Below are 11,534 nucleotides of genomic sequence, written 5' to 3' on the forward strand. Positions count from 1 at the left end.
CCCGATACGGATGTGCGCGCAGGATGTCCTGTCAGCGCGGCGCCACACAGGTCTGCCGCTGGACGATGACCGCAGGAGATCCCGGCGATGTCGCCGGCATGACCCATGACGAGGTGTCTTGCATGTCGGATCAGTCGCTATTGCCCGAGGTCGTCTACGACCCCACCGATCCCATGCACCGCAGGGAGCAGATGTTCCCGCGGTTGAGCCTGGAGATGGTGCAGCGCATTGCGGCCTACGGTCGGGAAGAACATGTGCCGGTCGGTACCTTGCTGTTTGAACGGGGGCAGCGCGGCGCGGATTTCTTCCTGGTGCTGGATGGCTTGATCGAGATCTTCGAGCTGGACAAGCATGGCCAGCCCCATGTGTTCAGCATGCATGCGGCACGGCAGTTCACCGGCGAGATGAACCTGTTCAACCAGCGCAGCATCCTGGCCTCGGCGCGTGCGGCGATGGACAGTCGCGTGGTTCGCCTGCCGCCGGACGACTTCCGCCGCATGGTGGCATCCGAGGCCGACATCAGCGAAATCATCATGCGCGCCTTCATCCTGCGCCGCGTGGGCCTGATCCGCATGGGCTACGGCGGCGTGGTGCTGGTGGGGCCGGCGCGTAGCGCCGACACCTTGCGGCTGGAGCGCTTCCTGATACGCAACGGCTATCCGCACCGGTTGATCGATACCGAGGTCGATCCGGCAGCCGACGGCTTCATCGAATGCTTCCAGCTGCGCCACGACCAGCTGCCGGTGGTGATCTGTTCCGAACAATGCTTCCTGCAGAACCCCAGCACGGCCGAACTTGCCGACGAGCTTGGTATCGCCGAGAGCATCGATCCGCAACGCGTTTACGACGTCGTGGTGGTGGGGGCCGGCCCGGCCGGTCTGGCTGCCGCTGTCTATGCAGCGTCGGAAGGATTGTCCACGATCGTGGTGGAGGGTCTCGCGCCAGGTGGGCAGGCTGGCACGTCGTCGAAGATCGAGAACTACCTGGGCTTCCCCACCGGCATCTCGGGCCAGGCGCTGGCCGGGCGCGCGCAGGCGCAGGCGCAGAAGTTCGGCGCGCGGCTGGCCATCTCGCGCCATGCCGCGGGCGTCGACTGCGCTGCGCAGCCTTATCGAGTGCAGCTGGACGACGGGCAGGTGATCACCGCACGCGTGGTGATCGTTGCCACCGGTGCGCGTTATCGCAAGCTCGATGTACCCGGTTATGCGCGTTTCGAGGGCGCCGGCATCCACTATGCGGCCACGGCGATGGAAGGCCAGCTGTGCAGGGGCGAGGAAGTGGTCGTGGTCGGTGGCGGCAACTCCGCCGGGCAGGCGGCGGTATTTCTCTCGGGCATCGCCGCGCATGTGCATGTGCTCGTGCGCTCCGATGGGCTGGCCGCCACCATGTCCGACTACCTCGTGCAGCGTATTGCCAGTTCCTCGGCGATCACCCTGCATGCACGCAGCGAGATCGTCGACCTCGATGGCGAGGAACACTTGCAGCATGTGAGCTGGCGACATCGCGATACGGGCGAAGTGACCACACGCCCGGTGGGCAACATGTTCGTGATGATCGGCGCGGAGCCCTGCACGGACTGGTTGCGCGACTGCCTCGCACTCGATATGCATGGCTTCGTGCTAACCGGGCGTTGCGCCGAAGGCCACCTGCTGGAATCGCCGTACGCCACCACCAAGCCTGGCATCTTCGCTGTGGGTGACGTGCGTTCCGGTTCGGTCAAGCGTGTAGCTTCCAGCGTGGGCGAGGGTTCGGTGGTGGTCCAGGCGGTGCATCGTTATCTGCATCCGGAAGCCGGCTGACACGACGAGTACTGGCTCACGAGGGCCGGATCTACACGGTCGGCTTTCTTTCATGGATGCCGCCATGCCGCATCAGTGCCGTGGCGAGCAGGTTTCGACGAAACGGGCTGCGGGTGCAGCCGAGTGTATTGCTCGGCATGCGTTTTCCTGTGGATGCTCCATCGGCTTGACTGCTGTTATTTGCCGTTCAACCTCCTTGCACGGCAGGCTGCGTTTCATCAGGAGTTGATCTGACCTGCATGCAGATGCGAGCAAGTAGTCCATTAGCATGCAGTGACTGCTGTATGCCCGCCGTGTTCCACCTACACTGTGCCGGCCCGCGGGCATACAGGGAGAATCGCATGCTTCGTCGATCGCCACGGTTGCTGGGTTTTGGATTGCTGGGTCTGTGGTTGCTGCTTGTCACACCATTACTGGCGCAGGATGTACCGCCGCCGCTGCGCGACTGGCAGGCCTGGGTGCTGCACGACGTGCCGCAGCACGATTGCCCATTTCTCGCGAGCCAGATGCCGAATGGCAACAGTTACCAGTGCGCGTGGGCAGGTCGCTTGACGCTCGATGCCGGCAAGGACAGTGGGCGTTTCAGTCTGGGCGTGCACGTGGATGCGCCGAGTTGGGTGGCGTTGCCAGGCGACCAGAAAAACTGGCCGCAACAGGTCAGTGCGAACAACCAGCCGGCCACCGTTTTGCAACGGAGCGGCCAGCCGATGCTGTGGCTGGTGCCGGGCGACTACCAGTTGCAGGGAAGCCTGCCCTGGGTGGCGCGACCGGCGCAGTTGCGTGTGCCCGCTACAATCGGGCTGGTCACGCTGAGTGTCGATGGTGCAGCGGTCGCGCACATCGAGCGCAATGGCGATCAGCTTACCCTCGGCGAAGCTGCCACCGCACAGCGTGCTGCCGATGCGCTGTCGCTGCGCGTCTACCGACACCTCGAGGATGGCCTGCCCGCCACGCTGGAGACTCAGCTGCATTTCAACATCACCGGCAGTGCACGCGAGCAGCTGCTCGGGCCAGTATTGCCGGGCGGTTTTGTCGCCACGGCCCTGTCCGGTGATCTGCCGGCACGGCTGGAGAACGATGGCCAGCTGCGCGTGCAGCTGCGACCGGGGCAGTGGACGGTCACGCTCGCCGCGCGCAGCGTCGATCCTCTGAGCAAGGTTGCACTGAAACTGCCTGCGGCACCGTGGCCACGGCAGGAAATATGGAGCTATGCCGATGACACCACGCTGCGCAACACGCGCGTGGAAGGCAATGCCACCGATGCTTCGCAAGCGGGTGTGCCGGACGACTGGAGCGATCTGCCAGCTTATGTGCTGAACGATGCCTCCGGCCTAGTCATCGAGCAGGGCAATCGCGGCGATGAGGGCGGCCAGGGCGATCAGCTGCATCTGCAGCGCCAGCTGTGGCTGGATTTCGACGGTGATGGTCTCAGCGTTGCCGATCATCTCGGCGGCGAGCTTCGCCATCACCAGCGGCTCGACGTGGCCGCACCGTGGCAGTTGCAGCGTGCCACGCAGAACGGCAATCCATTGCTGGTCACCAAGGGCGCGAATGGTCTGAGCGGAATCGAGCTGCGCGATCGGCGGCTCAACCTCAACGCCGGCCTGCGCCTGCCCGCACATGGCGGCACGATTCCGAGTTCGGGATGGCAAGTTCCGCTGGAGGGCATCGACGCGACCTTGCACCTGCCGCATGGTTACCGCCTGCTCGGGGCGAGTGGTGCGGACCGTTCGCCGGACTCCTGGATGGCGCAGTGGAGTCTGCTCGACCTGTTCGTGGTGGCGCTGATTGCATTGCTGGCCGGACGCCTGCTCGGCTGGCCATGGGCGGTGCTGGCGGCCGGCTACCTGATGCTGGCGCTACACGAAAGCGACGCGCCGTTGTGGACGCTGGCGGTTGTGCTTGCGCTGGCGTTGTTGTTGCGTGCATTGCCCGAAGGGCGCCTGCGCTCGACGGCACGCATCGCGGCGGTGTCCATCTACGCGCTGGCGCTGCTGTGGAGCTTGCCCTTCGTCGCGGCGCAGCTGCAGTACGCGCTGCACCCGCAACTGGAACAGGCCAATCAGAGCCGCATCGTCTCGGCGAATTTCATCGAGCCCGCGACGCAGGACGAGGGTTATGCCAATGCGGCGATGAAACAGGCGCCGCCCAAAGTCATTCGGCAGATGGCACCGGCGCCACCGGCGCCACCAACGCCCGTCGAAGAAATGAGCAGTAATGCCGCTCCATCGTCGGTAGTGGAATCAGTGGATACGGCTACATCGGGAGGACTGCAGAGTGTGGTCGTGACGGGTACCTTGGTATCGGCTTCCACACTGGTGAGCTCGCAGCTGGACAGCCGGGCGCTGATCCAGGCCGGCGCCGGCACCCCGCACTGGGATGAAGGCAACAACTATCGCCTCGGCTGGTCCGGGCCGGTGACCGCCCAGCAGAGCACGCGCCTGGTGATCGCGCCGGCGTGGCTGGTGCGCCTGCTGCGCGTGCTGATGGTGGCCTTGCTGGCAGCGCTGCTGGCGAAGCTGGTGAGCAGCTTGCTGCTGCCGCTGCATGGTCGCTGGCGTGACTGGCGCAGCAGCGGCGTGATGGGTGCTGCCCTGCTTGCCCTGTTGCTCATGCCGCATGGTGCGCAGGCGCAGAGCATGCCGAGCCAGGAACTGCTGAACCAGCTGCGCGACCGCCTCACCGAGGCACCAAAGTGTGTGCCGGCGTGTGCCGACATCGCGCAGGCCCAGTTGCAGGTCAGCGCCGATGCGCTTGATCTGGAACTGGAAACGCATGTCGGTGCGCCGATCGCGCTGCCGTTGCCGCAGGCAGACGATGCGCTGCAACTGTCCGACGTCAGCGTGGATGGTCATCCCAATGCAGCGCTTACGCGCAAGTACGATCAACTGCTGCTGCGGCTGGATCGCGGCGTGCATCGGGTCAGCCTGCATTACCGCATCGAGGCGACAGACAGTGCGAACCTGCACTTCGTCGTGCGACCGCAACGTATCGTGTTCAGCGGCCAGGGCTGGTCGCTGGATGGGGTCGACGATGCTCGTCCGCTGGGCGACAGCATCGCGTTGCATCGTGTGCGCACTGCCAGCGATGGCCAGAGCCTGCCGGCGGTGCAGAGTTTTCCGCCGTATGTGCGGCTGACCCGCAGCCTTGCTTTGGGCGTCGATTGGGTGGTGGAGAACCAGGTCGAACGCATCGCGCCACAGGAAGGTGGCTTCAGTACCAACCTGCCGCTGCTGCCCGGCGAACATCCGCTCGGCGACGATGCAGTGGTCAAGGACGGTTGCATCAGTGTCACCTTCAACGCGAACAGCAATGTCGTGCGCTGGACCAGTCGCCTCGATCACACGGCACAACTTTCACTGCAGGCCCCCGCGTTGGGCGAACGTGCCGAAGTATGGGAAGTACATGCGGCGCCGATGTGGCATGTCGATGCCAAGGGTATGCCGACCAGTGCCAGCAACGACGGCCTGCGTTTCCAGCCCTTGCCCGGCGAGAGCCTGCAGCTCGCCCTCAGCCAGCCGGTGGCGGTGGCAGGTGACAGCCTTGCCTTCGACAACGTGCAGCTGGCCAGCACAGCAGGCGAGCGTGCCAGCGAAGTCACGCTGACCCTGCAGGCGCGCAGCACCCGCGGTGGCGAGCACGCGATCAGCTTACCTGCCGGCAGCGAACTGCTGGATGCGAAGCGCGACGATGAGTCGATCAATCTTGCCGTGCGCGACGGCAAGCTCGGCCTGCCGCTGTTGCCTGGCGAGCATACGTACACACTGCGTCTGCGTGAGCCGGACGGTGTCGGCGCACGCATGCGCACCCCGGTATTCGATCTGCACGCGCCGGTGGCGAACATCGACCTCTCGCTGCAGCTGCCGCAGGACCGCTGGGTGCTATGGACGTGGGGGCCGACGGTGGGACCGGCCGTGTTGTACTGGTCGCAGCTGATCGTGTTGTTGCTGGTGGCGTGGCTGCTGGCACGCTATGCGCCGACGCCGCTGCGCTTCCAGCACTGGTTGCTGCTCGGGCTCGGTTTCTCCGCCTTTGCGTGGAGTGCGTACGCACTGGTGGTGGTCTGGCTGATCCTGTTGGGAATCCGCGCGCGCAATACACCTTCGGAATCGTTGGGTACGACGAAGTTCAACCTGCTGCAGCTGGGGCTTGCCGCACTCACGCTATTGGCGTTGACGGTGCTGATCGCCGCGGTGCCCAAGGGACTGCTCGGGCTGCCGGACATGCATGTGGCAGGTAACGACTCCGGCGCATGGAACCTGCGCTGGTTTGCTGACCAGAGTGACGGCGTGTTGCCGGTTGGCGGCGTGTTCAGCGTCTCGCTGTGGGTTTACAAGCTGGCCATGCTGGCCTGGGCGCTATGGCTGGCCAACGCGCTGATCGGCTGGTTGCGCTGGGCCTTCGATGCGTGGACGCGCGGCGGCTACTGGCGCAAGCGTGAGCCGAAGCCGGGCGTGCTGCCGCCGCAACTGCCGCCGTCATCGACGGAGTCCCCCCACGATGCCTGATATTCGCAGCGTGCTGGCCGCAGCCACGCAGCAGCTCGGCGAACGCCTCGATGCCGAGCTGCTGCTGCTGCAAGTGCTGCAGCAGCCACGCAGCTGGTTGTTCGCGCATGTCGACGACGTGCTGGATACGGACGTCCAGACGGCCTTCGTGGCCCTAGTTGATCGCCGGGTGCAGGGTGAGCCGGTGGCTTATATCACCGGTTATCGCGGCTTCTGGTCGCTGGAACTTGAAGTCACGCCGGCGACGCTGATTCCGCGGCCGGAGACCGAGCTGCTGGTCGAGCAGGCATTGCTACGATTGCCGCCAGAGATCGTTTGCCGCGTGGCGGATCTTGGTACCGGCAGCGGCGCGATCGCGCTGGCGATCGCGCATGAGCGTCCGCGCGCGCAGGTCATCGCCACCGATGCCAGTGCCGCTGCGCTCGCCGTGGCGCAGCGCAATGCGCAAGCCCACGGCATCGGCAACCTCACCTTCCTGCACGGTGACTGGCTGGCGCCACTGGCCGGCCAGCGTTTCGACCTGATCGTCTCCAACCCGCCGTACATCGAGGCGGCCGATCCGCATTTGGCGCAGGGCGATCTGCGCTTCGAGCCGGCCAGCGCGCTGGCGTCGGGCGATGACGGCCTCGACGACATCCGCTGCATCGTGCGTGACGCGCGTGGGCACCTGCATCCGGCTGGCTGGCTGCTGTTCGAACATGGCTGGAACCAGGGCGATGCGGCGCGAGCGTTGTTGCACGAGGCGGGCTATGCGGAACTATTCACCGCGCAGGACCTGGAGGCACGTGATCGGGTCAGTGGCGGGCGCTTTGGGTAGGCCGCTGCGCGTAGGGCTTCTTGGTTTTGTGGGAGCGGCTTCAGCCGCGATGCTCTTCAGGTTTTATTGCTGCCAAGCGAAAGCACTTGGCTTTGCAATGGCAAATCCAGAGCAAAAGCATCGCGGCTGAAGCCGCTCCTACAGGTCGGAATGGCTGGGATATCAGCCGATGCTGGCGATGTTCGATGTGGCCAGTTGCGGGAACCGCGCGCGGATCGCGTGACGGATACCGGGCAGGTCGAGGCCGGCCATCGTCAGCACTTCCTCGCGGCTGCCGTGTTCCAGATAGACGTCCGGCAGGCCGAGATGCAGGATCGGCTTGACGACGCCATGTGCGGCGAAGCACTCGGCCACGGCCGAACCGGCACCACCGGCGATCGCGTTGTCTTCCAGCGTGACGAAGGTATCGTGGCTCTTCGCCAGTTCGAGCAGCAGCGCCTCGTCCAGCGGTTTCACGAAACGCATGTTGACCAGGGAGGCGTCGAGCTCGGCGGCGATCTCCGTCGCCGGCGCCAGCATCACGCCGAAACTGAGGATCGCCAGGCCATGCCCGCGACGGCGCAGCTCGGCCTTGCCGATCGGCAGGGTGTCGAGTTCCTTGCGCAATGCGGCGCCCGGGCCGCTGCCGCGTGGGTAACGCACCGCCGCCGGACCGTGGTACTGGAAGCCGGTGCTCAGCATCATGCGGCACTCGTTCTCGTCGGCCGGCGCCATGATCAGCATGTTCGGCAGGCAGCGCAGGAAGCTGAGATCGAAACTGCCGGAATGAGTGGCGCCATCCGGGCCGACCACGCCGGCGCGATCGATCGCAAAGGTGACGTCAAGGTTCTGCAGCGCCACGTCGTGGATCGCCTGGTCGTAGGCGCGCTGCAGGAAGGTCGAGTAGATCGCCACCACCGGTTTGGCGCCTTCGCAGGCCATCCCGGCGGCCAGCGTCACCGCGTGTTGCTCGGCGATCGCCACATCGAAATAGCGCTGCGGATATTCCTTCGAGAAGCGCACCAGGCCGGAGCCCTCGCGCATCGCCGGGGTGATCCCGAGCAGGCGCTCGTCGGCTGCCGCCTGGTCGCACAGCCAGTCGCCGAAGATCTCGGTATAGCTGGGTTTGGCCGGCGCGTTCTTCTTCACCAGACCGGCCTGCGGATCGAATGGGCCGACCGCGTGGTATTCGATCTGCGCCTGTTCGGCCGGGGCGTAGCCCTTGCCCTTGGTGGTGATCACATGCAGCAGTTGCGGGCCGGGAAGGTTCTTCACCGTGCGCAGCGCCTGCAGCAGCTGCGGGATGTTGTGGCCGTCGATCGGACCGGTGTAGTGGAAGCCGAGTTCCTCGAACAGTGTGCTGGGCACGAACATGCCCTTGGCGTGTTCCTCCCAACGCTTGAAAAAGCGGCCGAAGAAGGATTGTTTCGGTATCGCCCGCTTGGCCCGTTCGCGCCATTCGTTGAGGCGGCGGCTGGCCATCGCGCGCGCCATCACCTTGGTCAGCGCGCCGACGTTCTCGCTGATCGACATGCCATTGTCGTTGAACACCACCAGCATGTCCGGCTCGACGTCGCCACCGTGGTTCAGCGCCTCGAACGCCATGCCGGCGGTCATCGCGCCGTCGCCGATCACTGCCACGACCTTGCGATGGTCACCCTTGCGCTGTGCGGCGATCGCCATGCCCAGTGCGGCCGAGATCGAGGTGGACGAGTGGCCGACGCCGAAGGTGTCGTACTCGCTCTCCTCGCGGCGCGGGAACGGCGCCAGGCCGTCCTTCTTCTTGATCGTGGTGATCCGTTCACGCCGACCGGTGAGGATCTTGTGCGGGTAGCACTGGTGGCCGACGTCCCATACCAGCCGATCATGCGGCGTGTCGAACACGTGGTGCAGCGCCACGGTCAACTCGACCACACCCAGGCCCGCGCCGAAGTGGCCGCCGGAGCTGGCTACGGCCTCGATCAGGTACTGGCGCAACTCGTCAGCAACCGCGGGCAGTTCGTCATCGGGCACCCGGCGCAGGTCGGCCGGCGTCTCGATCGGAGCGAGATGGGGATAGTGGGAAAGATCGTTCATCTGCGTATTGTTGGCCCAGCGGCGAGGCGGGGCAAGGGCGATGCCGGGCGGAATCCGGGCGCAAGGGCGCCAAGACCCGCTCTCAGGCGGCGTGCGGACGCCGATCGCGCGGCAGATGGCTGACCAGGAAATCCATCTGATCGGCCAGGATATTGCGGTTGGACAGGATCAGATGCTCGACCCAGCTTGGCCGGTACGGCACTGCCAGGAGCGGCATGTTGGCCTGCTGCGGAGTGCGGTTGCTCTTCTTCAGGTTGCAGGCGAGGCAGGCGCTGACCACGTTTTCCCAGTTGTCCTTGCCGTGCTTCGAAATCGGCAGCACGTGGTCGCGGGTCAGTTCGCCGCGGCTGAAATGATCGCCGCAGTACAGGCACAGATGGCGGTCGCGGGCGAACAACGCGGTATTGGTCAGTGCTGGGGCAGGATCCACGGCGTGATCGCGGCAGCGGCCGGTACTGGCGATGATCGGATGCAGTTGCATCAGGCTCTGCACGCCATGCAGGCGATTCATGCCGCCATGCACGGTGAGGCAAGGGTCGCCCAAGGTCCAGGCCACGGCGTCCCGAACATACAAGCAGACCGCCTCCTGCCAGCTGATCCAGTCGAGGATGCGGCCGGCCGAGTCCAGCGACAGCACGCGGGTCGCGTTGAGATCGGCCTGACCTGGCACTTCCATCAGCATGTAGATCGTCCTTCAGCCTGGGCCTTGAGAGCGTTTCAGCGATGCGGGATGCTTGTCTGGAGCCAGCATAGACCAATTTCATTGCAAAACGCATGCAAAGGCGATCAGCTGGCCATTTGTGGCAAAGTCGCGGGCGCGCAGCCGCGCTGATATGATCAGCAGTCGACACAGACCCGACGCCGGGTTTGGTAGGGGCGCTTCAGTGGTGACCCGGCACGGCGGGGGCAGAGGTAATAAACGTGGCTGAAGTTCTTTTCTACGAGCACCCGGTACCGCTCAACCGCGCGGAACACAAGGATCTGCGCCTGAAGGGCGTGCCGAACGTGAAGTTCGCGATGAACGTGCATTCGGTGCCGATCACCGGTATCGAGTTCGCTGTTGCCGCGCGCGATCTGCTGATCGTGTTTGCCGGCAATGACGCGGCTACCGCCGGTCCGGTGGCCTTGCTCGGCCTGCGTGAGAACGAGAACCTGTTCGTCGATGCCGATGGCCTGTGGGCGCCGAATACTTATGTTCCAGCGTTCGTACGCCGTTATCCATTCGTGCTGGCGGAGAAGCCGGCCGATCAGGTAGGTGACGATTTCGCCGTGTTCCTCGACGAACGTTACGAAGGCTTCAACACGGCCGAGGGCGAGCGCCTGTTCAAGGAAGACGGTACTGATAGCGAGATGCTGACCAATGCAGTCGGCTTCCTCAGCGAGTTCCAGCAGAACGTGGCTCGCACCAGGTGGTTTGTGGAACAGCTCAACAAGCATGACCTGCTGGAGCCGCGCAATGTCCGCTTGCAGAAGGAGGGCAAGGATGGTGCCGAAGGCCAGTCGATCAGCCTCAATGGTCTGTTCGTGATCAGCGAGAACAAGCTGCGCACGCTGGACGAGAAGACCTCCCATGAGTTCTTGCGTGAAGGTGTGTTCGGCTGGATCTACGCGCACCTGCTGTCGCTGGCCAATATCGATCGACTGACCCAGCGCCTGAGCGCACGCGAGTTGGCTGAAGCGGCCGGCAGCGCCACCCGAAACTGAGTATCGGTCGGCCGGTGAGCTGCTGTGGCGACGGATGCCGAAACAGGCGATCCGATGCTTGAAAAAGATGGTGCGCAAGCACCATCTTTTTTTGTGCCTGTTTGCGCTCAGCGCACCGACTTGGCCAGCCGCAACAGGTCCGGCGCGTAGCCGGTCGCCTCGTACAGCGCGCGTGCCCGCTCGTTGCCGGGAAACACCGCCAGCGTCACCAGCTGGCAATGATGTTCGCGTGCCCAGCCCTCAGCATGTGCCAGCAGGGCCTGACCGACCCCGTTGCCCTCGTGCTGCGGTGCCACGGCCAGATCGGAGATGTGGCAATTGCTGCGCCCGGTAAAGAAGTCCGCGGTGCGTTGCAGATGAATGAAACCAACCCGTATGCCGTCCGCGTCCTCGGCCACGAACAGGTAGCTGTTCGCCGGCTGGTCTTCCAGATGGCGCAGCAGGTCGTTGCGGATGCCCTCGACGCATTCGTGCCGGCGTCGCCATGGCGGCAGGGTGAAATCGACGAAGCGCGGTACCAGCGAGAGGATGAAGTCGTCGTCGTCTTCGGCGAGACGGATCAGCAGGGAAGTGGTGGTCATGGGGTGTCGACAGAATGCGGGGGATGACCCTGCCGTTTCTACACCCAGCGCGCCAGCCGTGGAAGTCCCG

Annotated in this window: 7 protein-coding genes; 4 read left to right on the plus strand and 3 right to left on the minus strand. The window is 64.8% G+C overall.

Annotation, left to right across the window (positions count from 1 at the left end):
• The first annotated feature begins 23 nt into the window (after positions 1–23).
• The 3 genes from B0E48_RS03490 to prmC all read left to right on the plus strand — a co-directional run bounded on the left by B0E48_RS03490 (position 24) and on the right by prmC (position 7,124).
• The gene (locus B0E48_RS03490; RefSeq protein WP_254423832.1) at positions 24–1,799 is read left to right on the plus strand and encodes an FAD-dependent oxidoreductase; all 1,776 of its coding nucleotides are present in this window, start codon (positions 24–26) and stop codon (positions 1,797–1,799) included.
• 341 nt (positions 1,800–2,140) lie between these two features.
• Positions 2,141–6,307, plus strand: a complete 4,167-nt coding sequence (locus B0E48_RS03495; protein WP_077516020.1) for a hypothetical protein — start codon at positions 2,141–2,143, stop codon at positions 6,305–6,307.
• Positions 6,300–7,124, plus strand: a complete 825-nt coding sequence (gene prmC, locus B0E48_RS03500; RefSeq protein WP_077516021.1) for a peptide chain release factor N(5)-glutamine methyltransferase — start codon at positions 6,300–6,302, stop codon at positions 7,122–7,124. Before B0E48_RS03495 ends, prmC begins: the two co-directional genes overlap by 8 nt.
• 162 nt (positions 7,125–7,286) lie before the next feature.
• Here prmC and dxs read toward each other — a convergent pair whose 3' ends face one another.
• Both dxs and B0E48_RS03510 read right to left on the minus strand, forming a co-directional pair.
• On the minus strand, positions 7,287–9,179 hold the full coding sequence (gene dxs / locus B0E48_RS03505; protein ID WP_077516022.1) for a 1-deoxy-D-xylulose-5-phosphate synthase: 1,893 nt from the start codon (positions 9,177–9,179) through the stop codon (positions 7,287–7,289).
• An 82-nt stretch (positions 9,180–9,261) separates the two neighbouring features.
• A complete protein-coding gene (locus B0E48_RS03510; RefSeq protein ID WP_077516023.1) occupies positions 9,262–9,861 on the minus strand; it encodes an HNH endonuclease in 600 nt (199 codons plus the stop codon).
• Between the two features lie 239 nt (positions 9,862–10,100).
• Here B0E48_RS03510 and B0E48_RS03515 point away from each other — a divergent pair, with 239 nt between their 5' ends.
• The gene (locus B0E48_RS03515) at positions 10,101–10,883 is read left to right on the plus strand and encodes a SapC family protein (protein ID WP_077516024.1); all 783 of its coding nucleotides are present in this window, start codon (positions 10,101–10,103) and stop codon (positions 10,881–10,883) included.
• Positions 10,884–10,990: 107 nt separating this feature from the next.
• Here the strand turns inward: B0E48_RS03515 and B0E48_RS03520 are convergent, their stop codons facing one another.
• Positions 10,991–11,464 (minus strand): GNAT family N-acetyltransferase, encoded by a 474-nt coding sequence (locus tag B0E48_RS03520; RefSeq protein WP_077516025.1) that lies wholly within the window; start codon positions 11,462–11,464, stop codon positions 10,991–10,993.
• Between the last annotated feature and the right edge of the window lie 70 nt (positions 11,465–11,534).

Origin of the sequence: Rhodanobacter sp. C03 (assembly GCF_002001175.1) — a bacterium.
Lineage (GTDB): Bacteria > Pseudomonadota > Gammaproteobacteria > Xanthomonadales > Rhodanobacteraceae > Rhodanobacter.

What these genes read in the sequence shown, in the direction of transcription:
- B0E48_RS03510 (WP_077516023.1), bottom strand. Translation starts at nt 9,861, where the DNA reads ATGCTGATGGAAGTGCCAGGTCAGGCCGATCTCAACGCGACCCGCGTG.
- dxs (WP_077516022.1), bottom strand. Translation starts at nt 9,179, where the DNA reads ATGAACGATCTTTCCCACTATCCCCATCTCGCTCCGATCGAGACGCCG.
- B0E48_RS03495 (WP_077516020.1), top strand. Translation starts at nt 2,141, where the DNA reads ATGCTTCGTCGATCGCCACGGTTGCTGGGTTTTGGATTGCTGGGTCTG.
- B0E48_RS03490 (WP_254423832.1), top strand. Translation starts at nt 24, where the DNA reads ATGTCCTGTCAGCGCGGCGCCACACAGGTCTGCCGCTGGACGATGACC.
- prmC (WP_077516021.1), top strand. Translation starts at nt 6,300, where the DNA reads ATGCCTGATATTCGCAGCGTGCTGGCCGCAGCCACGCAGCAGCTCGGC.
- B0E48_RS03520 (WP_077516025.1), bottom strand. Translation starts at nt 11,464, where the DNA reads ATGACCACCACTTCCCTGCTGATCCGTCTCGCCGAAGACGACGACGAC.